The 20,792-nt window shown below is 57.7% G+C and carries 19 protein-coding genes and 1 tRNA gene; 12 read left to right on the top strand and 8 right to left on the bottom strand.

Annotated elements, in window-relative coordinates; genetic code table 11:
* Positions 1-76: 76 nt before the first annotated feature.
* Positions 77-502: a BrxA/BrxB family bacilliredoxin gene (locus tag GSQ91_RS01295; protein WP_158819440.1), complete on the bottom strand. Its 426-nt coding sequence runs from the start codon at positions 500-502 to the stop codon at positions 77-79.
* Between the two features lie 133 nt (positions 503-635).
* Between GSQ91_RS01295 and GSQ91_RS01290 the strand changes: the two genes are divergently transcribed.
* Positions 636-1,685, top strand: a complete 1,050-nt coding sequence (locus GSQ91_RS01290) for a UDP-N-acetylmuramate dehydrogenase (RefSeq protein WP_158819439.1) — start codon at positions 636-638, stop codon at positions 1,683-1,685.
* Between the two features lie 41 nt (positions 1,686-1,726).
* Here GSQ91_RS01290 and GSQ91_RS01285 read toward each other — a convergent pair whose 3' ends face one another.
* From GSQ91_RS01285 to modA, 3 genes are all read right to left on the bottom strand, one after another.
* The gene (locus GSQ91_RS01285; protein WP_158819438.1) at positions 1,727-2,479 is read right to left on the bottom strand and encodes an ATP-binding cassette domain-containing protein; all 753 of its coding nucleotides are present in this window, start codon (positions 2,477-2,479) and stop codon (positions 1,727-1,729) included.
* Entirely contained in the window at positions 2,472-3,143 is a 672-nt protein-coding gene (modB, locus tag GSQ91_RS01280; protein WP_158819437.1) for a molybdate ABC transporter permease subunit, read from the bottom strand. Before modB ends, GSQ91_RS01285 begins: the two co-directional genes overlap by 8 nt.
* 158 nt (positions 3,144-3,301) lie before the next feature.
* A complete protein-coding gene (gene modA, locus GSQ91_RS01275) occupies positions 3,302-4,063 on the bottom strand; it encodes a molybdate ABC transporter substrate-binding protein (RefSeq protein ID WP_254064306.1) in 762 nt (253 codons plus the stop codon).
* Between the two features lie 132 nt (positions 4,064-4,195).
* On the opposite strand from modA, the gene thrC reads away from it, so the two are divergent.
* A complete protein-coding gene (gene thrC, locus GSQ91_RS01270) occupies positions 4,196-5,584 on the top strand; it encodes a threonine synthase (protein ID WP_158819435.1) in 1,389 nt (462 codons plus the stop codon).
* Positions 5,581-6,495, top strand: a complete 915-nt coding sequence (gene thrB / locus GSQ91_RS01265) for a homoserine kinase (protein ID WP_158819434.1) — start codon at positions 5,581-5,583, stop codon at positions 6,493-6,495. The genes thrC and thrB overlap by 4 nt, the downstream gene beginning before the upstream one ends.
* Before the next feature lie 165 nt (positions 6,496-6,660).
* Here the strand turns inward: thrB and GSQ91_RS01260 are convergent, their stop codons facing one another.
* Both GSQ91_RS01260 and GSQ91_RS01255 read right to left on the bottom strand, forming a co-directional pair.
* Positions 6,661-7,545 carry a hypothetical protein gene (locus GSQ91_RS01260; RefSeq protein ID WP_158819433.1) on the bottom strand — a complete coding sequence of 295 codons (885 nt, stop codon included), beginning with the start codon at positions 7,543-7,545 and terminating at the stop codon, positions 6,661-6,663.
* 125 nt (positions 7,546-7,670) lie between these two features.
* Positions 7,671-8,033 carry a hypothetical protein gene (locus tag GSQ91_RS01255; RefSeq protein WP_158819432.1) on the bottom strand — a complete coding sequence of 121 codons (363 nt, stop codon included), beginning with the start codon at positions 8,031-8,033 and terminating at the stop codon, positions 7,671-7,673.
* 301 nt (positions 8,034-8,334) lie between these two features.
* Between GSQ91_RS01255 and trxA the strand changes: the two genes are divergently transcribed.
* The 3 genes from trxA (at position 8,335) to GSQ91_RS01240 (ending at position 11,173) form a co-directional block, all read left to right on the top strand.
* The gene (gene trxA / locus GSQ91_RS01250) at positions 8,335-8,691 is read left to right on the top strand and encodes a thioredoxin (protein WP_158819431.1); all 357 of its coding nucleotides are present in this window, start codon (positions 8,335-8,337) and stop codon (positions 8,689-8,691) included.
* A gap of 113 nt (positions 8,692-8,804) precedes the next feature.
* Positions 8,805-10,211 carry a hemolysin family protein gene (locus GSQ91_RS01245; RefSeq protein ID WP_158819430.1) on the top strand — a complete coding sequence of 469 codons (1,407 nt, stop codon included), beginning with the start codon at positions 8,805-8,807 and terminating at the stop codon, positions 10,209-10,211.
* Positions 10,208-11,173 carry an ABC transporter permease gene (locus GSQ91_RS01240; protein ID WP_158819429.1) on the top strand — a complete coding sequence of 322 codons (966 nt, stop codon included), beginning with the start codon at positions 10,208-10,210 and terminating at the stop codon, positions 11,171-11,173. Before GSQ91_RS01245 ends, GSQ91_RS01240 begins: the two co-directional genes overlap by 4 nt.
* A 24-nt stretch (positions 11,174-11,197) precedes the next feature.
* Here the strand turns inward: GSQ91_RS01240 and GSQ91_RS01235 are convergent, their stop codons facing one another.
* Both GSQ91_RS01235 and GSQ91_RS01230 read right to left on the bottom strand, forming a co-directional pair.
* The gene (locus GSQ91_RS01235) at positions 11,198-11,674 is read right to left on the bottom strand and encodes a metallophosphoesterase family protein (protein ID WP_158819428.1); all 477 of its coding nucleotides are present in this window, start codon (positions 11,672-11,674) and stop codon (positions 11,198-11,200) included.
* A gap of 3 nt (positions 11,675-11,677) precedes the next feature.
* Positions 11,678-12,538: an ABC transporter permease gene (locus tag GSQ91_RS01230; protein WP_256370360.1), complete on the bottom strand. Its 861-nt coding sequence runs from the start codon at positions 12,536-12,538 to the stop codon at positions 11,678-11,680.
* Positions 12,539-12,727: 189 nt separating this feature from the next.
* Here GSQ91_RS01230 and GSQ91_RS01225 point away from each other — a divergent pair, with 189 nt between their 5' ends.
* From GSQ91_RS01225 to GSQ91_RS01200, 6 genes are all read left to right on the top strand, one after another.
* Complete coding sequence (locus GSQ91_RS01225; RefSeq protein WP_158819426.1) at positions 12,728-13,720, top strand: NAD-dependent epimerase/dehydratase family protein; 993 nt, start codon at positions 12,728-12,730, stop codon at positions 13,718-13,720.
* Between the two features lie 5 nt (positions 13,721-13,725).
* Positions 13,726-14,511 carry a WecB/TagA/CpsF family glycosyltransferase gene (locus GSQ91_RS01220; RefSeq protein ID WP_158819425.1) on the top strand — a complete coding sequence of 262 codons (786 nt, stop codon included), beginning with the start codon at positions 13,726-13,728 and terminating at the stop codon, positions 14,509-14,511.
* A gap of 162 nt (positions 14,512-14,673) precedes the next feature.
* Complete coding sequence (locus GSQ91_RS01215) at positions 14,674-15,354, top strand: CAP domain-containing protein (protein ID WP_158819424.1); 681 nt, start codon at positions 14,674-14,676, stop codon at positions 15,352-15,354.
* A gap of 260 nt (positions 15,355-15,614) precedes the next feature.
* A tRNA-Asn gene (locus GSQ91_RS01210) sits at positions 15,615-15,689 on the top strand.
* Between the two features lie 499 nt (positions 15,690-16,188).
* On the top strand, positions 16,189-19,764 hold the full coding sequence (locus GSQ91_RS01205) for a TonB-dependent receptor (protein WP_158819423.1): 3,576 nt from the start codon (positions 16,189-16,191) through the stop codon (positions 19,762-19,764).
* A gap of 220 nt (positions 19,765-19,984) precedes the next feature.
* Positions 19,985-20,743: a copper homeostasis protein CutC gene (locus tag GSQ91_RS01200; RefSeq protein WP_254064305.1), complete on the top strand. Its 759-nt coding sequence runs from the start codon at positions 19,985-19,987 to the stop codon at positions 20,741-20,743.
* Positions 20,744-20,792: the final 49 nt, after the last annotated feature.

Raw genomic sequence — 20,792 nt, 5'->3', positions numbered from 1 at the left:
GAACCCGTGGCGACCTCCGCGAAACCTCCGCGTCCTCTGCGTTAAAGATTTTGCTGATGCTTGTTCTTTGGCAGGATTACGCGGTCGCCTTCGAGCAATAAGCCTCAAACGCGCGCGTCAGTTCCTGGGCGATCGCCGGAGCGGTCGAACTCTCGATCGCGGAGCGCTGCATCAGGTAGACGAGCTGGCCGTCACGCAGGATCGCAATCGCGGGCGAGGTCGGCGGATGCCCCTGGAAGTAGCTGCGGGCGCGCTCGGTGGCCTCGCGGTCCTGGCCTGCGAAGACCGTTACAGCGTGGTCCGGCTTGGTGCCATGTTGCAGCGCGAGCCGTACGCCAGGGCGCATCTTGCCGGCAGCGCAGCCGCAGATGGAATTGACGACGAGCATCGTGGTTCCGGGCTGTGCGACAGCCGCATCGACGTCCGCGCTGGAACGTGCTTCCTGCACACCGGCTTTTGTCAACTCTTCGCGCATCGGAATTACCATCAACTCTGGATACATTTGCTTCTCCTTGAAAATCCTGTTCCGCAGCTTCTGGGTAGCTGTGTTCCCGTATTCGATTGTACGACCCCCGAGTTGGTCGCATCAAAAGGGGCACCTGTGGTTTAGGGCCGTAAAGGATATTCTCGAAGCCGTGACCTCTGAAAGCCTGCCTATCCGCGAAGACGTCCCTCTCGCGCCGTTTACCACCTTTCGCATCGGCGGCCCAGCGCGGTTCTTTGCTGAAGCCGTCAGCGAGCAAGACGTCGCCGCGGCCGTCACCTGGGCGGAACAGCAGGGGGTGCCGCTCTTTCTGCTAGGCGGCGGAAGCAACCTGCTGGTGCGTGATGAAGGTTTCGCCGGCCTTGTGCTGCACATGAAGATCGCTGGGGTTGAGGCCCTGGGTACTGGGGCGTTTGAAGTCGGTGCCGGGGAGATCTGGGACGGTTTTGTCTCTCAGTCCGTTGCGGCAGGATGCGCTGGGGTCGAGTGCCTAGCTGGGATTCCGGGGAGTGTTGGCGGTACGCCTGTCCAGAACGTCGGGGCCTACGGGCAGGAGGTCGCAGAGACGATCGTGTCGGTGCGGGCCTTCGACCGGCAACTGCGGACGTTCGTCGATCTTCCGAAACAGGAGTGCCGCTTCCGCTATCGCGCGAGCCTCTTCAACACCGACGCCCGTGACCGCTACATCGTCACCCGAGTGCGCTTTCAGCTTCATCCAGGGGGAGCACCAACCTTGCGCTATGCAGACCTTCAGCGGCACTTTGCCCAGGCATCGGCTGTGCCCACACTCGTTGAAGTTGCTGCTGTGGTGCGCGGAATCCGCCGTGCCAAGGGAATGTTGATCGTCGAGGGCGATCCGGACTGCCGCAGTGCAGGATCGTTCTTCAAAAACCCGGTGGTGGCTGTGTCTCTACTTCCAGAAGTCGCAAAAGCAGCAGGGATGGAAGCCTCGGATGTCCCACACTGGCCTGCAGGTGAGGGACTAGTGAAGCTCCCGGCCGCCTGGCTGCTGGAGCATGCAGGGTTTGTAAAGGGATACGGAGCTGGACTTGCTGGAATTTCGACGCGTCACACCCTTGCGCTGACCAACCGTGGCGGCGCTACCTTTGCGGATGTGGAGCGTCTTGAGCACGAGATTATTGCAGGGGTGGAATCCCGGTTTGGTGTTCGCCTGGAACGCGAGCCGGTGCTGTTGGGGTAGATATTTGGTGGGTACGGACAAAGTGCTTCGCGCCCTTTGCGTCAAGGTCTTTCTTCGGTGTAACCAAGAGCTTTCAGCATCCGCACTCGCTCTTCGCTAAGAACTTCCATCGCTGGTCCCTGGCTTACCACCGAGCCGCTCGCAAGCACCACGACTTCTGCCCCAAGCAACAGCGCCTCATCCACATCGTGACTCACCGAGATAACTGGAATCCTGTGCAGCAGAAGCCACTCCTGCATTCGCGGAAGCAGGGCATCGCGCATAGCTCGATCGACCCCGGAGAAGGGCTCGTCAAGAAGCATCAGCTTCGCATCAGGCACAGCAAAGGCACGCGCCAGATTCACACGCTGCCGCTCCCCGCCAGAGAGTTCTCGTGGCAGCCTGTCGGCATAGCTTTTTACCTCAAAAAGTTCCAATACTTCTTCAACTAAAGGTTTATGATTACTTTCGTTTCTTGGAGATTGTGAAGGGAATGCCACGTTCTCTGAAATGGTGAGGTGCGGGAAGAGCGTCGAGTTTTGCGGCGCATAGCTCAAGGAGCGCCGACGGGTTGCCGAGGTGCTCATGGAGAGCCACTGGCCACCCGTATCATGTCTTGCAAACTCAACTCCGTTCCGGTCAAGCAGCCCGCATGCTGCCCGCAGCAGAGAACTCTTTCCGCTGCCGGATGGCCCGAAGATCAAGGCCCACGGAGCGGAGAAGGTAATGTCCACATCCAGGCGAAGCGGGCCAAGCTGCTGGTGAACGGCCAGCCGATGGTGCGGCGTGTTTTGCGACGCGGCCCGCTCAGCCAAGTTCCGCCTCCTGCGTTCGATGACTGCGCATATAGACGATCAGCAGCGCCACAAACGAGAGCGCGACCAGCCAGAGTGCAGTCCGGTTGGCGGCGGCGTAGTTGAGTTCCTGCACCTGGTCAAAGATCGAGATGGAAAGTGTGCGAGTAACGCCGGGAATATCGCCGCCGATCATGAGCACGACGCCAAACTCGCCTACCGTATGGGCAAAGGTAAGAACGGCGGCTGTCAGGAACGACGTGCGCGATAGAGGCAGAACAATCCGGCGAAAGATCGTCCAGGGACCAGCACCGAGCACACTGGCGGTCTCCACGAGAGAACGGTCGACGTTCGCAAAGCCTGCGACCAGCGGCTGCACGGCAAAGGGAAGGCTGTACACCATGGATCCCAGGACGAGTCCTGGAAATGTAAAGGCGAGAGGATGTCCGAGGCAACGAATGATCGTGCGGCCCAGCGCCGTCGCCGGTCCCAGGCCCATCAGCAGGTAAAAGCCGAGCACGGTGGGGGGCAGCACCAGCGGCAGTGCTACGGCAGCCTGTGCCACACGCTTGCCCACACTCCTTCCACTCGCGATCCACGCTGCCAGCGGCGTCGCAAACAGCAGGAGCAGCAAAGTCGTGAGGCAGGCCAGACGAAGCGTGAGGCCAAGCGCGGGGAAGTCCATCGTCAGTTCAGTCTAGCTCTCGAGAGGACAAAGCCTTGACGCAAAGTGCGCAAAGGAACAAGCCAAGTTTCGCAACGGTAGCCGTGGCGAAACTTGGCTCCCGTCGCGCCCTTTGCGTCAAAGCTCTTTGTTTGTAGCTACCACAAAGGAGGGTGTCTTCATTCCGCGGGATCGAGCCCCATCTTCTGCAGATTTTCCTGTACGTCCTTGCTCGTCAGCCAGCGAAGAAAGTCCTGAGCGGCGCTCTGGTTCTTCGAGGCCTTCAAGGTAACCCCGCACTGCCGGATTGCGGGATAGACGTTGGGAAAGCGAACGTAGGTGCCTATCTCGCGGAAGTGTGGGGAACTGGCGATGGTCAGCGAGATAAGCCCCACCTGTGCATTGCCGGACTCTGCAAACTGCGCCGTCTGCGCGATGTTCTCCGCCACTACGAGCTTGCTGGCGACCTTGTCGGTCAGGTGCAGCGCAGCAAGAACCTTCGTCGCTGCCACGCCATAAGGAGCGTGCTGATCGTTGGCGACAGCGATCTTCTGCACGCGAGGATCGGTCAGAGCGTCGAGCGTGAGTGGCTGCACCGGTGAATCCTTACGCGCCCACAGCACAAGAACGCCTTTGGCATAAGGCACAGGGCTGTGTTCTACCGTGAGGTTTGCGGCAACAAGCTGTTCGGGATGGACAAAGTCCGCCGCAAGAAAGACGTCCTGCGGATCGCCGTTCAGCAGCTGCTGGGTCAGCGTCGCGGTAGACCCAAAGGAAGCGACGATTTTGGTCCCCGTTGCGTGCTCATAGGCTTGGGCTAACGTCGGCAGCACTGGCTGCAGGTCGGCTGCGGCAGCTATATGGAGCTCTTTCGTCTGTGCTTGAGCGATTATGCCAAAGGCCAGCAATAACGAGAGGGAGAATAAGCGCGGGAATCGCATGAGCATGAACTATAGCAAAACAGACGCAGGGCTTTGTTTTCGCTTTTGCCAGAAAAACAAGTGCAAGAACGGAGAGAAGAAACCGCAATCACAACCCCATGAAACAGGCTCTGCGATAATCTATGGAAACACATGAGTACGCAAACACACATGCTCCGATGCACGGGCTGCGGGCAAAGGATCGCCGGCCAGGAGGCTCGAAGCGACTTCCGTTGCCCAAGCTGCGGCGATCTCTATGAGGTGGAATACCCCTGGAGCGAAAGTGCTTCCGGTGCCCCCGTCAATCGTCCTAACCCATTTGCTTTGAAGCACCTATGGCAGGAACGTCGAACCTCGACTTTAGCTGTGGACCAGAGCGGTGTCTGGCGTTTTCGCGACTTGCTGCCAATCGTCGCGGACGATCAGGCTATTACGCTTCGCGAGGGGAACACCCCTCTCTACGAGCTCCCAAAGTCTGCTGCCGCGCTGGGGATGAACTGGCTGCTGGCCAAGCACCAGGGGATGAATCCCACCGGTTCTTTTAAAGATACGGGGATGACGGCTGCTCTTTCGGTCGCGGTCTCGCGCGGCTTTGAGTGGGTCGCCTGCGCGTCGACCGGCAACACCTCCGCCGCGATGGCCGCCTACGCGGCTCGTGCCGGCTTGCGCAGTATGGTGTTGATCCCTGAAGGCAAGATCGCCTGGGGCAAGCTTTCGCAGTCGATGGACTATGGCTCGATGACGGTGCAGTTGCGCACGGACTTCGACGGCTGCGTGCGTGTACTGACGGAGTTGGTGAAGCGCGCGCCTATCTATTTATTGAACTCCGTGAATCCCTACCGGCTCGAAGGCCAGAAGACTCCCGCGTTCGAGATGCTGGAGCAGACCGACTGGCAGGTGCCGCACCACGTCATCGTTCCAGGCGGCAATCTGGCCAACTGCGCTGCGTTGGGCAAGGGCTTTGCCGAGTTGAAGCATCTAGGGTTCATCTCGCGCGTCCCGAAGATCAGTGTCATTCAGGCGGAGGGGGCCAATCCGCTCTACCGCGCCATGCAGGAGAACGGCGGCCGCAGTCTGGAGCCGGTGAAAGCCGAGACGCGCGCTTCGGCGATCCGCATCGGGAACCCAGCTTCCTGGAAGAAGACGGTGCGCATCCTCGAAGCTACCGGTGGCTGGTGCGAGCAGGTCAACGAGCGCGAGATTGCGCTGGCCAAGGCTCAGATCGGAGCCGAGGGGATCGGTTGCGAGCCGGCATCGGCGGTAACCCTGGCGGGCTTGAAGAAGCTTGTTGCGGCTGGCCGCGTCGGCACGGAAGAGACGGCGATATTGCTGTTGACCGGCCATACCCTGAAGGACTCCGAATACACCATCCAGTACCATCGCGGTCAACTATTCAACGAGGCGGAGCTTGCAGAGGCAGGCCGCGGCGAACTCGACCAGCACGCGGCGCTGCAACATGCGCCGATTGTGCTGGATGCGAATGTGGATGATGTCCTGCGGGCGCTGGATAGCGTTGCCGCTACGGCAGGCCAGATCGCATGAGTGTGGTTCCTGCCGTGCGTCTGGTACTGCCAGCGACTTCAGCAAATCTGGGCCCGGGCTTTGACGCCGCTGGGTTGGCGTTGTCGATGCATCTCTCCGTGGAGGCCCATGCCGCGTCCAGCTTTGAGATTCATGCAACGGGGCGCGATGCCGCGCTTTGTGGTGCGCTGGAACGTAACCTCACCTTGGATACCTACTGCGCTGTCCTGAGCGCTGCAGGCCGGCAGATCCTTCCACTCCATCTTAAGATTCACAACGAAATTCCTCTGGGCATGGGCTGTGGGTCGAGCGCGGCCGCGCTTCTGGCCGGAGTAGCACTGGCCGATCACTTCGGCAATCTTGGGCTTGGGGATGTGGGCATCGTTGCCGAGGCCAGCCGTCGCGAGGGACATCCGGACAATGTGGCCGCTTGCTGGTATGGCGGCTTCACGGTCTCCTCTCAGCAGGGTGAAGAGGTTGAAGTCGCAACCTTTGCAGGCGATCCGAACTGGGAGCTGGTGCTCGCCGTACAGCCGACCAGCCTTGCCACGAAAGAAGCCCGTGCGCTGCTGCCGGATAGCTACTCGAAGGCCGATACGATCTTCAACGTGCAGCGTGCGTCGCTGCTGGTCGCGGCGTTCGCCCAGGGGCGACTTGAGTTGCTGGCTACGGCGATGCAGGACCGCATGCACCAGCCCTATCGAACCGAAGCTTGCCCGCTCCTCAAACAGTTGCTGCCGCTGGCCGCGGAGCCGGAGATCGCAGGCGTCGCCCTGAGCGGCGCCGGACCCTCCGTGCTGCTGTTTCTGGCCGAAGGGACGACTTTTCTAGAAGCTGAGACCCGATTACGGCTGTTGCTGGCCCCCGATGTGGAGCTGGTGTCTTTGAGAATAGCTGGCGGCGCCACTAAAACACTATTGAACGCGCCATAGAACTAAGGCCTGTGGGTTTGCGCAAGAGCGCGGAGAGTGCCGTGGCCTAAAGGCCTCGGCACTCTCCGTTTTCAAGACCGCTACTTGCAGGCTAAAGGTGTCAGCCAAAAATCGGCCTGCCTAACTGACAACCCTTCCTGTCCACTCCTTCACTCTGTCTCGGTACTAGCTACCAGGGCATGCGTTGAGTGGAATGTTGTGAGCGTTGCAAAAGTCGGCCTGTGAGTTGTGCATCTCATGGACCGCGATGACAGTTACAGCTACGGCTGTTGCAGCAGCAGCTCCCGTGAGAATGGCGGCGTTGCGGCCGTGGTGGTAGTTGGGGATCGTTGTCAGGCTAGCTGACTCAGCCGGTGAGAGCGGTTGGCCAGCTAGAACCTTGACGCGGCTGACGAGGTTCGTGACAGCGATGCTTTGCCAGTAGGCCATCGTGGACCTCTTCGGCGCTGCAAAGACGGGTGACGTGACGGTCCAGAGGCGAGTGTTGGTTTTGGGATCGCGGATGATGAGTTGGAAGGCAGGGCTGGTGCTCGAGTAGACGCCGTAACGATCTCCTGAGATATCGGTGATAGGCGCGACGCCGCGGAGTTGGAAGACGAGATCGGCCTCCTGGGCCGAGGGGGCGAGCTGGTAGTGTCCCCAAGATTGGATGGCGTCGTAGAAGGCGGAGTATGCGGTGTTGGGGTCGAGAGGAAAGTTGGGATCAGAGCCGTCGCTAGCAAGGAAGACAGTATGCGCGGTGCGGATCTGCGCCGGAACGGGTGTGTTGGGTGAGGGAACAGTGGGAGGCTGCTGGTGGTTGGATGAACTGTAGCCTGGATTATTGTCCATGGCGGCGTTCTGTGCATTCTGCATCGCCTGCTGACTAGCTTGGCTGGCCTGTTGCATCATCGTGTTTGCCTGCATTGCCGCGTCCTGTGCAGCCTGGGTCGCCTGCTGTGCGGCCTGCATTGCTGCGTCGTCCTGTGCAAGTGCTGTTTGAGCGAAGGCAAAAACCGAGGTAAGAATCACAGTACTGACGGCGGAGAAGATTCGCATCTGCTTTTTCATGACATAGCTCCAAAAGTAATAATGACCATGCGTTAGCGTCGTGAAGGTCGTTCTGACGGGATGCGCAGAGGCGCACGTTCAGAGACGAGCTTCGAAGCGGGAGCAATATGGAATGTAGAAGCGGACTAGATGCGCAGCGCGAAAGAGCGGCACTGTGGCGTGATCGCCAGAGCACGGCTGGCTTGGAGAACAAAGCGGGTGCATTGCTCTCCAGGAGCGCAGGCTTTGGCAAAGCTGATCGGGGCAAAGGAGGTCGTCGAAAGACCCGTGTCATTGCGCTGAGCCAGACGCGGGCCACGAACCTTTTTAGCCGCGAGCTTGAGTGTCTTCTTGGGCTCAGGCCGTGCAGAGGTTAGCCTGAGACAGGAAGAAGGTGTGCCTGGAACGAGCAGCTGGGGGAGCTTCGCTGCGTTCGCGGTCTGGCTGAGCAAAACCGTGAGGCAAAGTATCGCGACGTGATAGAGATACGAGCGTCGAACGGTATTCATGGGCGTAGATCTCAGATAATAGGGTACCGACTTCTATACCTGCCAATACAATATCTGACACACAAATCCAAGAAATGTTTTGGGCTAAATGGCTGAAAAGGTATGTTTCAAGCTTCGTTGCCACGCGCGCTAATGACGGGCCAGTTCGGTTTCAGTGGGAAGGAATGACATTTTTTGAATTGCACCACGCAATAGGCGTTATGCAATTCCCAGCAGCCTGCACCGTTTTCCACCGCCGCGCATCTATGATAGATGTGTGTATATAGTTGCCAGAATCGAGGCGGCTAAAGGAGAGAGTCATATGGCAGGTCAGTTTGTCACAGAAGTTAACGACGCCGAGTTCGAGAAACAGGTGTTGCAATCCGAGACCCCGGTCCTGGTGGACTTCTGGGCAGCATGGTGTGGTCCCTGTCGCGCGCTGGCTCCTGTCGTCGACGCCGTTGCCGAAGAGTACAACGGCCAGCTCAAGGTCATGAAGATGGACGTTGATCGCAACAACATGACGCCCGGTCGTTATGGCATTCGCGGTATTCCCGCGCTCTTGATCTTCAAGGGCGGCAAAGTTGCCGAGCAGATCGTCGGTTTTGTCCCCAAGGACACCATCGACCAGTCGCTGAAGCGTGTGCTCGTTCAAGAGACAGCTCAGGTCCGCGCCTAATAGCCCGGCTTGCTGAATAAATCTCGCAAAGGCCCGTGGATTCAATCCATGGGCCTTTGCTATGTCTGTAGAGTCCATCACAGACGTTCCCCGGAATGCTAAACTCAGGCGAAATGCTGGAATGGATGCTTGTACACGGGAGTCTGATCGCCTTCTTCATTCTGGCGAATAGCTTCTTCGTGGCTGCTGAGTTTGCGCTTGTCAGCGTCCGCGAGACCCGCATTGAGCAACTCATCGCACTCAACCGGCCAGGGGCGCGCACCGCGCTCCAGCTCAAAAACAATATCGACGATTTTTTGCCCGCCGTTCAATTCGGCGTTACGTTGGCCAGTCTTGCTCTGGGTGGCATCGGCGAGCCCGCGATAGCGGAAGCTCTAATGCACGGCCTGAGGCATCTGACATGGTTGCCTGGCGGGCAGACGCATCTGGTTCTCTATGCGCACTCGATCGCGGTTGTGATCGCTTTTGCGATCATCACCTACTTTGAGGTGCTGCTCGGCGAGCTCGTACCGAAGTCTCTCGCTTTGCAACGCGCGGAACGCATTGCGCTGGCGGTCGCTGGGCCCGTGGATGTCTTTATCCGCATGACCCGGCCCGCGATTAAGGTCATGAATGTCTCGGCAGCGATAGTGCTGCGGGTCTTTCGTGCACCTTTACGTGGGGAGTCGGCGGCTCACTCGCCGGAAGAGTTGAAGCTGATGGCTACGGCGACGCGTCGCATGGGCCTGCTGCCGGCCTTTCAGGAAGAGATCATCCATCGTGCCATCGAACTGAACCACGTAGTGACCAGTGAGATCATGACGCCGCGCGGCAAGATATTCTCCTTGCCCGCAGACATGCTGCTGGAGCAGGCCAGCGCCAGCATCGTTGAGGAACAGCACTCGCGCGTTCCCATCTACGACCCCGAGCGCGGTCGTGAACATATCATTGGTGTTGTCTATTCGAAGGACATCTCCCGCCTGATGCACTTTCGCAGTGTTGCGCAGGGCCTGGGCAGCCATGGCCCGTCCAACATCACGCTGCGCCAGGTGATGCGTGATGTGCTGGTGGTGCCAGAGACGAAGCTGGCGGTTGAACTGCTGCAGGAGTTCCAGGAACGTCGCCGCCAGATCGCGATTGTGGTGGACGAGTTCGGCAGCACGCTGGGTTTGGTGACGGCGGAAGATGCACTTGAACAGATCGTTGGAGAGGTGCATGACGAGTTCGACATCGGCAAGAATCTCCCTTTGCCCACAGCCGATGGTGGCCTGATGATCGATGGTAGTGCTTCTCTGCGCGATCTGGTGACGCAGCTTCGCTGGAAGTTTCCGCGCGAGTCGGGGGTGGAGACTCTTGCCGGCTTTCTGCTGGCGCAGCTTGGGCATATTCCTGATGTTGGCGAGTCGATCGACTATGAGGGCCGGCGCTTTTTCATCGCGGAGATGAAGGGCCAGCGAATTGCGCGCGTCCGCATCGAGGAGATCAACGACGATTCGAAGCAGGATAAGTTTCGCGGCGTTACGACCGGAGACACACGTTGAGTACACCCCCAAGATCACAGCTTCGTCAGACGGCAAGGAACATCGCCCGGCGTTTTTTTCTGACGCTGCCAGTGCTCTGGCTCGTCGTTACGGTAGTCTTTCTGCTGATTCACATCGTCCCGGGCGATCCGATTGTGCAGATGCTTGGTGAAGGGGCAACCGCGGCGGACATCGCGGGCTTGCGCCATGCCTATGGTCTAGATGCTCCGCTGAGCGAGCAGTACCTGCATTACTGGCGGGGCATTGGCCATGCGGATCTTGGTCAATCGCTGCGGCTGCATGACTCCGTATTGCATTTGGTGCTGCAGCGCTATCCGTACACTCTTGCGTTGACAGTAGCGGCGATGCTGATTGGAGTCGGTCTGGCTATTCCTGCGGGCGTTGTGTCGGCAAGACGGCGTGATCGCTGGCCTGATCGTTCCTTGGGCCTTCTCAGTCTCGTTGGCCTGTCGTTTCCCAACTTTGCCCTGGGACCGATTCTTATCATTGTCTTCTCTATTGGCCTGGGATGGCTTCCGGTTTCGGGAGCTGGCGTTGGCACAAGCGACTTTCTGCGTCACCTGGTGCTGCCGGCCATTACCCTTGGGCTGGGTATGGCGGCGATTCTTACGCGCATGGTGCGGACGTCGATGCTTGAGGAGCTTGGTCAGGACTACATTCGGACGGCGCGGGCCAAGGGCTTATCGGAGCAAACGGTGGTCTACCGGCATGCTCTGCGCAATGCGTTGAACCCCGTGCTGACGGTGGTGGGGTTACAGTTTGGTTCTCTGCTCGCCGGTGCTATTGTCACGGAGACGATCTTTGGATGGCCAGGCTTAGGCCGTTTGACTCTTTCGGCCATCTCAAACCGAGACTATGCGCTGGTACAGGGTTGCATCCTCGCCGTAGGCCTAACCTATGTTCTTGTTAATCTGCTCACCGATGCGGCATATGCCATTGTGGACCCGAGGATGCGGCGGTAGGGGTACGAGCGAAGGTGTGCCCACTCACAGGGCAAGTTCAACAATCTCCGCACGCATGTTCCCAGGTCCGGATCCAGATTCAGGTTCGAGATGCAGGAGTGCCAGGGTGATCGGAAGCGAAAACCGCCGTGGCCCTATGCTGCCGGGGTTCAAATACAGAACGCCATCTCGGTGTGTGATGGAATGTTTGTGGGAATGGCCGGAGATCACGACCTGTATCTCCGCAGCGCGCGGGTTGAGGTCAAGATCCTCGACCGCATGCACCATGTAGAGAAAATGCCCGCCAAGTTCAATCGCCTCGGTCGCGGGCAGTCCAGCGCAGGGACCGACAGAGTCGATATTCCCGCGAATCGCCGTCGTGGGAGCAATTTCACGCAGTCTGTCGAGGATGCGAATGTCGCCGACGTCGCCTGAGTGCAGGATGTATTCCACCCCAGTGAGTGCCTCGAGGACTTGCGGCCGCAGGAGGCCATGCGTGTCGGAGAGAACGCCAACCAGCATCGATCAGAGCCCTTCCCGGATGCGTGTGCGTGGATCGAGGAAATCTCGCAGGCCGTCTCCCACGAAGTTGAACGATAGCACGCAGAGCGCTACAGCCGTAGCAGGAAAGAAGACGAGGTAGGGTGATTCGAACAGATGCGAGCGTGCATCGTTCAGCATTGCACCCCAGGTAGGGGTAGGAGGCTGCACGCCGAGGCCCAAAAAACTGAGAGTCGCCTCGGCGAGAACGGCTGCGGCCATGCCTACAGCTGCTTGTACGATGAGCGGCTGTACGATATTTGGCAGAATATGTCGCAGAATCAGCCGCATGTCGTTGGCTCCGAGTGAACGTGCCGCTTGCACGAACTCGCGTTCCTTCATGGCCATCACCTGTGCTCGCACTAATCGCGCATAGTTCACCCAACCCGCCAGCGCCAATGCCAGAATCAGATTGGTCAGGCTTGGTCCGAGGAACGCTACAAAGGCTACTGCCAGCAGGATTCCTGGCAATGCCAGGAACGCATTGGTGAGATAGACGTTCACGACCGTGTCGGTGAAGCCTCCATAGAAGCCTGCCACGGAGCCCAGCAACAGCCCCAGGGCGAGCGAAAGGCTGACCACAGCGACCGCCACAGTCAACGAAACGCGAGCGCCATAGATTGTCCTCGAAAGAACATCGCGGCCAAGCTCATCGGTGCCGAACCAATGGGCTGTGGAAGGAGGCAGCAAACGCGCAGACAGGTTGAGTTGTGCCGGATCGTGAGGAGCCAGGAATGGAGCGAAGATTGCGCAGGCCAAGAATATGAGCAGGATCGCGATCCCGGCGGATGCCAGTTTGTGATGTGCGATTCGGCGCATGGTTCGCCGCCCTCGTGATTGCTGCAAGTGGCTCAACGATCTTGATGATAACCGTCCCCAGGCAAACGCAAAAACTGTGAGATGAACTGAGCGCCTTGACTTTCGGAGGAGGGCACATAGACTAGTAAGGAAGAACAAGTCACAAACAACACTCGCTCACTAAGTTGAGCTGTATGTAATAGCTGTCGCTTAGGCCAGAAACGAACGGAGTTTTGAATGGATTTACGAGGAGAAACGGCAGTTGTCTGCGGTGCGGGCGGTTTTATTGGCGGACATCTTGTCAAGAGCCTCGTTGCGAGCGGTGTCAAGGTCGTTCGCGCTGTTGATATCAAGCCATTAGACGAGTGGTTCCAGATCACCGAAGGTGTTGAAAGTGTCTCGCTCGATCTAAAGGATAAAGATAATTGCTTCAAAGCCGCTGAGGGCTCTTCTGTGATCTTCCAGCTTGCAGCGGATATGGGAGGCATGGGCTTTATCGAGAGCAATAAGGCTCTGTGCATGTTGAGTGTGCTGGTCAATACGCACATGTTGATGGCGGCGCAGCGCGTTGGTGTCAAGCGCTTCTTTTACTCTTCTTCGGCGTGCGTCTACAACGGCGAAAAACAGATCAACCCTGACGTTGTCGCCCTCAAAGAGTCCGACGCCTATCCGGCGATGCCTGAAGACGGTTATGGATGGGAGAAACTCTTTAGTGAACGCATGTGCCGGCATTTTGAAGAGGACTATGGCTTAATCTCTCGTGTGGCGCGATATCACAACGTCTACGGCCCAGAAGGCACTTGGGACGGTGGTCGAGAGAAGGCCCCTGCGGCCATCTGCCGCAAAGTCATTGAGGCGAAGAGCTCCGGCAAGCACGAGATCAGCATCTGGGGCGATGGGAAGCAGACCCGGAGTTTCATGTACATCGACGACTGCATCAAAGGAACTCAGATGCTCGTCGAGAGCGAGATTGACGAGCCGATCAACATCGGATCGAGCGAGTTGGTGACGATTAACCAACTTGTCGACATCGCAGAAGAAATCGCTGGAATCAAGCTGAAGCGTTACTATAATCTGAATGCGCCAAAGGGTGTCAACGGGCGGAACAGCGATAATACGCTGATTTTGCAGAAACTTGGTTGGGAGCCCTCGATTCGTCTGCGCGACGGCCTGGAGAAGACCTACCGATGGATCGAAGAGCAGATTATGATCGGAGCAAAGGGCAAGTAGCCGACATGCTCCCAGAAACTCTGGATCGAGTAGGGCCCGAGCGCACGACGCGAGATCATACTAAGATACTCGGGATCGATTTTTTTCATGGGACGGCAGCACAGGCTGTTGAGCGGATGCGGGGTGGTGGTCTTCTGGTAGTGCCAGCGGCCCCAGCGCTTAAGGATCTTGAGTGGAACACCGAGTATCGCGAGTCTCTGGTGAACGCAGATTTGGCGATTACAGATTCCGCCTTTATGGTGCTCGTTTGGAATCGCCTACAGCGGGACTCTATTACGAGGCTCTCCGGGCTTGAATATCTCCGCGAACTTCTTATACAGCCTGATATGCGCCAGCCAGGAAATACTGTTTGGATTATGGCCAGCCCAATCAGTGCCGAACACAATCTGACTTGGCTTAACGGGGAGGGAATTGAGACTCCCCTTGATTGTGTCTACACGGCGCCGATTTACGGCAAAGAGATTGAAGACACTGCCTTGCTTCAGAAGCTGGAGCTCCTGAGACCCCGACATGTGATCGTTACCGTAGGTGGTGGCACACAGGAGAGACTCGGGCTATATCTCAAGAGAAACCTCAGTTATTTGCCTGCGATTCACTGCATTGGCGCGGCTATCGCGTTTCTTAGTGGAGATCAAATCTATATCCCCATCTGGGCAGATAAGTTGTATCTCGGCTGGCTTTTCCGGTCGGTTTCTAACCCGCAGCAATACATTCCGCGCTACTGGAACGCCCGGAAGCTGTTTACGCTGATGACGCGCTATCGCGACCGTCTTCCGGGGCAGATATCATAGCCAAAGGGACGCGTTGGGTTAGGATTTCGCGCTATCTTTTGTCTGGCTGGTTGCCTGATTTTTATGAGATGTTTTGGGATACTTCTTGCGACTGCTTTATGTTCTGCCTTTTGCGGAACCCCACTACATGCGCAGGAGCCTTCCGCTCAAGGGCCGGGCTCAGTGGCCGAGCAATATCTCTTTGCCGCGGCGAACGCGGAACGTGCGCAACGCGGTTTGCAGCCGTTTCATTGGGACGATGCTTTGTATCGCGCGGCCCAGGGGCACGCTCGCGAGATGGCCTCCCGTGCTTCGATATCGCATCAGTATCCAGGCGAACTGGAACTCGCTGAACGTGGTCGTCAGGCTGGCGCCAGATTCAGTAGCATCGCCGAAAATGTTGCGCAGGCTTCCACTGCGATTCGAATTCAGGACGCGTGGATGAACTCGACCGGCCATCGTGACAACTTACTTGATCCGCTGACCGATGTTGTCGGGATTAGTGTGCTGCGCCGTAACGGCCAACTCTACGCAGTTGAGGATTTTGGACATAGGGTAGACGATCTAACCTTCGACGAGCAGGAGACCGCTGTTGGATCGTTGTTGACGGCCGCCACCCCGCTGACGCTTCTGTCGATGCCGGAGGATGCTCGTCGCAGTTGCACGATGGATACAGGCTATGCGGGAGCAAGGCAGCCTTGGTTCGTGATGCGTTTCACCGCCAAGAGCCTGACGCGGTTGCCCGAGGAATTGAATAATAAGTTGGCGACAGGGAAGTATCATGAGGCTGCTGTCGGCGCTTGCGCTCCCAGAGACAGCCAGCCTTTCAGCTACTTCAATATCGTTGTACTGTTGTACCCGTAACTCTAATACCTGTGGTCGATGTGCAACAGTCCCGAAGTAGGGCGCGTTGCCGCATTCGGGGCAGATAACAGTGAGTTCGGGCGAGGCTTCGGAAATCTCGGAGCGGTTGAGTCGACTGATGCGTGGGATGTGTGTCTCCAAACCTAAAAGCTAAAAGGATGATACCGCTGAGCTGTAGCTTTCCACTTTGACCAGCACCTGCTGTTTTGTTATAACAATAGGAGTGCAGCCGCCCGGCTGTGTAGCGTTTTCTCGCGTGATCCTGAGTAGCTCAATGGCAGAGCATTCGGCTGTTAACCGAAGGGTTGTAGGTTCGAGTCCTACCTCAGGAGCCAATTAAATCAACAATTTAGCTTGGAAAACACAGGGCAAAGCTGTGGGAATATGCCAACGGTGGCCACTTTCACCGTTACGCTGTTTCAAACGGATGCTATCCCATAGCAATCCAGCTCAGTTGTGAATCTCCGGCAGTACCGACTCCAGCCCCACTCTCACTCCCGCCACTTTGGGTTGGCAGACTCCTGAATTTGACCGAATTTTGGCTTCGCCCGAATCTCCAGTCGCACGTCGTATCATCGGCGCGATGTGGCGGAACTCAAAAATCCGTTAAAAACATCGTGATTGCTTGTAGACGGGTGAAGTGATAGTCGTGGGTGCATTTTTGAAGTATTCAAGCATGTTTTTGAATAGTTTTAGCGCATGTCGTCATTTTTATGGCCAAAACTTGCATTTTGCAGTAATGTGAATTCATACAACTGCAATCTGACCTCAATCTGGATAGAAGACGTCCAGGAATTGAGCACAACTCACCGGAGTTAAGAAAGAGGGACAAGCATGTGTCACGCTAACCTGCAAACATTTTGGCGACAAGTCCTTGTCGCCGTCGTCCTCGTGGCGCTCGGCATGGGGCGGCCAAGTATGGCCCAGAGCGCCCAGGGCTCACTCTTGGGCCATGTCGTCGATCCTTCGGGCGCGGTCGTTGTAAGTGCAACGATCACAGTTACAAATATTGAGACGGGTGTCGTGAAAACGTTTACCACGACGAAGAGCGGCGACTACTTCGCTGCGCAGTTGAATCCGGGCAATTACACGGTTGCAATCGCTTCGCCTGGGTTTCTGGCGGTGACGAGCGGAACGCTGGTGGTTGAGGTCAATCAGAGCGTACGCCAGGACTTCAAGCTGTCGGTTGGCAGCACAAGTTCGACGGTAACGGTGACCACCGAGGGGCAGATGCTCCAGACGGACAACATTACGACTGGACAGGTGATTCAGGGCAAGTTGATCGAGGATCTACCGCTGAATGGGCGGGACTTCACGAACCTGCTGCAGATCGGCGTGGGAACGACGATTACGCCGGGTGGTATCCAGAATACGGGGTATGTGGCGCACGGTCTGAACACGAGCAATGGTCAGGGCTCAGGTGGATTTCAGGAAGTGAGCATCAATGGCGCGCACGCGGACTCGATCTCGTACTCGATTGACGGCGTGACGGACACGGACTTCTTCTTCAGCGCGCCGACGAACATTCCCGGCGAGTTGGCGATCCAGGAATTCAAGCTCGAGAACGGACAGTATGGCGCCGATAGTGGTCAGGGATCGGTCCAGGTAAACGTCGCGATCAAGTCCGGCACGAACAAGTTCCATGGGGCAGCGTACGACTTTATCCAGAACGATGCGTTCAATCCGACGAATCAGCGCGTGGTCGCGGAGAACAAGCTCAACGGAACCAACAATCCGACGAAGCTTGGGTTCAAGCAGAATCAGTTCGGCGGCACGCTGGGTGGGCCGTTCACGATCCCGTTCCTCTACAACGGCAAAGACAAGACGTTCTGGTTCTTCAGCTACGATGGCGGCCGGCGTCATGCGGCGAGTTCGCCTTCGGGCGGTGTGGTGGCTTCTGCGGCGGAACTGCAGGGCAACTTCACCGACTACCCATATCCGATCTACGACCCCGCGACGACGGGTCTAGCTCCGATTACAACTGCCAATCCGACAGGCCGCGAGCAGTTCAGCTACAACGGTGTGGCGAACGTGATCGATCCTTCACGGTTGAGTGCGACGGCGGTTGCCCTGGCGAAGTACATCAACGCGCCGAACCAGACCAACTGCACGATCTCGGCTGCAGTGACGGCGGGTTGTTACAACTACATCGCGTCGGTGAACAACCAGATCGGTACGGACAAGGAGCTGTTCCGGATCGACCAGAACTTCAGCCGTGACCGGTTCTTCTTTACGGGGCTGTTCTCGCGCGAGGATGACGACAATCCCTCGCTGTGGGCCGGCCAGTCGGGTAAGACGCTCGAGCGGTCCCGGTTGTTCGGCTTGACTTGGCAGCACACGATCAATAACAACCTGATCAATGCTGCGACGCTGGGCTACAACCGGCAGCATTTCTTCACAGGGCAAGACACTGCGTACGGCGCGGATCTTGCGACCGAGGCGGGCTTCGCAAATTCGGTCGCGATTCCTGCCTACTATGACATTCCGAGCGTGAACTTCTCGAACTTCTACCACTCGTATGGTGGCGACAGTCCGTACGAGCAGTGGGACAACATCTACCAGGGTGTGGATACAGTGACCTGGGTGAAGGGTAAGCATGTATTGAACTTCGGCATCGACTTCCGCCGCGTAAACCTGAAGGATCGCGACTCCTACAGTGCTGAAGGAACCCTAAGCTTCAACGGCGAGTACACAGCCTCGGATCCTGCGGCTGCAGGTTCTTTGGGCGCAACGGCGGGTAATCCGCTGGCAGACTTCCTGCTGGGCCAGGTACAGGGAGCGAACGGACCTCCACCATTGGGCAGTGACCTGTACTGGCTGTGGGGCAACAACTACAACGTGTTTGCGCAGGATGATATTCACCTGACCGACCGGCTCACGGTAAACCTAGGTCTCAGATGGGAGCGGCCGACGTCTTTCCATAGCATTCACAACAGTGGCGACGCCTTCAATCCGGCCGGACAGGGTAGCATCGAGTGGGCGGATTCGAGCTTCACCGCACCGATTCTTGCTGCGGGTGGCAACCCAAACTATCTGGGCTGCTGCGTGAGCAATCAGTTGGTGCATCTGGACAAGAAGGACTTCGCACCGCGCATCGGGTTCAGCTACCGTCCGCCAAACATGGACAAGCTCGTGATCCGCGGCGGCTACGGCCTGTTCTACGACACGTACAACCGCTTCTACGACGGGACACAGTTCGACGAGAACTCGCTGTATACGTTGAATGCAGCCCCGATCATCTCTGGCACCGGTACGGAGTCGGCTTCGCCGATTCAGTTGAAGAACCTGTGGTCGGCTCCGCTTACCGCATTGCAGGCATTCAGTCTGCCTGCCTATAAAGGGCCGTTCGGGCAGGTGTACTGGCCTGGCAACCACAATCCCTACAACCAGCAGTGGAGCCTTGGCTACCAATATGCAATCAAGGAAAACCTGTTGCTGGATATGAACTATGTTGGTTCGCATGGGGTGCATGAGGCGACGCAGCTTCTGATCAACGTGGCGTTCCAGCCGACTACGGCTGGAGATCCTTGCAACTCGTTGCTCGATGCGTCTTTGGCCAACAGCAGCAATAATTGCGCCAGTGATCCAAACTTCCAGCCGATCGATACGCGCCAGGAGTGGAGCAATCTGCCTCCGACGATGTATGCGAACGCAAACCTGTTCTCGTCGTCCTACAACTCGCTACAGGTGCAGTTGATTCAGCGGCCGAGGCATGGCTTCTCCTACCACCTGAACTACACCTACTCGAAGAGCATGGATGAGACCTCGGGCATCAACAACATCGATGGCGAAGACAACCTGCTGCAGGACCCGCACCACACGTCCCTGAGCTACGGCCTTTCGGCCGCCGACCAGACGCACCGCGTGGTGGCGACGTACGACTACCAACTGCCGAATGTGCCTCACCTCAACTGGCTGCTGGGTGGCTGGACGACCAGCGGTATCTACCAGATCGCTTCGGGCTTCCCGTTTGCCATCTATGGCGGCGTGCAAACGGATCAGACCAGCGACAACTGGCCGGGTCGTTTCCTGGCGAACTCGACGTTCCATAACAGCGCGGGCTTCCATAGCTCCAACACGCAGTGGTTCGATACCTCAAAGTACTCGACCCCTGAGCTTGGAACTTATGGTGACGCAGGCAAGGCACCGGAGCGGACCCCGTTCTTCACGAACTTCGATGCCAGTCTGGGTAAGGTTTTCAAGATTACCGAGACGCAGCAGTTGAAGTATCGAGTAGAGATGTTCAATGTGGGAGCGACGTGGCATAGCAGCCCTCAGTTGCTGGAACCGGACTCGACAGTAACGGATGCCAACTTTGGATCGTTGCTGACGAGCACGAACTCAGCAATCGGGGTCGTGAACCACTTCTCGCCCCATACGATCCAGATGGGGCTGCAGTACAGCTTCTAACCTTGGTGCGGCCGGAACAGTGGCCGCACTAGTTCTCTTATTGGGCCAGGATCGCTGGTGATACGGAAATTATGAGCGAGAGTGCGGTTGCCCCGAAATAGAGAGGCAACCGCATTCTTGCGCAATTTAGTGGAGCTCGGACTATTGGCCACGTTGCGAGGCGCGGATAGAAGACGGGCGTTGGATGCAGACTTTGGATCTTGGATGTGGTGTACGAGAGATGATGGAACTAGAGATTTGTGTCGATTCGCTTGAATCGGCAATTGCGGCCGAACAGGGAGGCGCACAGCGCATCGAGCTGTGTTCGGCTTTGCGTGAGGGCGGGATCACGCCGAGTGCCGGGCTGGTGCGGGCGGTTCGCACCAGGGTTGGGCTGGGCTTGTATGTGATGATCCGGCCGCGGAGCGGCGACTTTGTCTACTCCAACGAAGAGTTTGGGGTGATGCGTGACGATATCGCGCTGGCGGCGGAGTTTGGCGCGGATGGCGTGGTCTTTGGAATTTTGACCGCTCAGGGAGATGTGGATATCGCGCGGACACGAGAGTTAGTAGAGTTGGCGCGGCCGATGAAGGTGACCTTTCACAGGGCGATTGATATGTCGCGAGACTTGGTGGCCGCGGTGAATGATGTGGTGGAAGCCGGGGTGGACCGGGTGCTGACCTCGGGCGGCGCACCGAGCGCAATGCAAGGGCTGGATCAGATCGCGGCTATGGTGGATGTGTCTGCGGGGCGGGTCGAGATAATGGTGGGCGGAGGCGTGAGGCCGGACAATGTGCAGCAGATCGCACGAGCTACGCGGGCGGATGCATTCCATTCGGCATTGCGGACGGCGGTGCCGAGCCCGGTGACGCATCGCAATGCGAGTGTGTTCCTGGGGCAGGTGGGTTTGGATGAGTATGTCCGACATGTGGTGCTGGCAAAGAGCGTCAAGAACCTTCGTCATGCTATGGAGGAGCTGGTGGAGCGCAAGCGGGGTTAGGACGTGAGTGAGATTCCGTAGAATGGGACGATCCAATTATCCTGAGCAA

Origin of the sequence: Granulicella sp. S156, from assembly GCF_009766105.1 — a bacterium.
In the GTDB taxonomy this organism is placed as follows: Bacteria; Acidobacteriota; Terriglobia; order Terriglobales; family Acidobacteriaceae; genus Granulicella.
Note: the sequence above shows the minus strand (reverse complement) of the source record. Positions and strands in the feature narration are given on the sequence as shown.

What these genes read in the sequence shown, in the direction of transcription:
- GSQ91_RS01260 (WP_158819433.1), bottom strand. Translation starts at nt 7,545, where the DNA reads ATGAAAAAGCAGATGCGAATCTTCTCCGCCGTCAGTACTGTGATTCTT.
- thrB (WP_158819434.1), top strand. Translation starts at nt 5,581, where the DNA reads ATGAGTGTGGTTCCTGCCGTGCGTCTGGTACTGCCAGCGACTTCAGCA.
- GSQ91_RS01200 (WP_254064305.1), top strand. Translation starts at nt 19,985, where the DNA reads ATGATGGAACTAGAGATTTGTGTCGATTCGCTTGAATCGGCAATTGCG.
- GSQ91_RS01205 (WP_158819423.1), top strand. Translation starts at nt 16,189, where the DNA reads ATGTGTCACGCTAACCTGCAAACATTTTGGCGACAAGTCCTTGTCGCC.
- GSQ91_RS01245 (WP_158819430.1), top strand. Translation starts at nt 8,805, where the DNA reads ATGCTGGAATGGATGCTTGTACACGGGAGTCTGATCGCCTTCTTCATT.
- GSQ91_RS01235 (WP_158819428.1), bottom strand. Translation starts at nt 11,674, where the DNA reads ATGCTGGTTGGCGTTCTCTCCGACACGCATGGCCTCCTGCGGCCGCAA.
- trxA (WP_158819431.1), top strand. Translation starts at nt 8,335, where the DNA reads ATGGCAGGTCAGTTTGTCACAGAAGTTAACGACGCCGAGTTCGAGAAA.
- GSQ91_RS01220 (WP_158819425.1), top strand. Translation starts at nt 13,726, where the DNA reads ATGCTCCCAGAAACTCTGGATCGAGTAGGGCCCGAGCGCACGACGCGA.
- modB (WP_158819437.1), bottom strand. Translation starts at nt 3,143, where the DNA reads ATGGACTTCCCCGCGCTTGGCCTCACGCTTCGTCTGGCCTGCCTCACG.
- modA (WP_254064306.1), bottom strand. Translation starts at nt 4,063, where the DNA reads ATGCGATTCCCGCGCTTATTCTCCCTCTCGTTATTGCTGGCCTTTGGC.
- thrC (WP_158819435.1), top strand. Translation starts at nt 4,196, where the DNA reads ATGAGTACGCAAACACACATGCTCCGATGCACGGGCTGCGGGCAAAGG.
- GSQ91_RS01295 (WP_158819440.1), bottom strand. Translation starts at nt 502, where the DNA reads ATGTATCCAGAGTTGATGGTAATTCCGATGCGCGAAGAGTTGACAAAA.
- GSQ91_RS01225 (WP_158819426.1), top strand. Translation starts at nt 12,728, where the DNA reads ATGGATTTACGAGGAGAAACGGCAGTTGTCTGCGGTGCGGGCGGTTTT.
- GSQ91_RS01255 (WP_158819432.1), bottom strand. Translation starts at nt 8,033, where the DNA reads ATGAATACCGTTCGACGCTCGTATCTCTATCACGTCGCGATACTTTGC.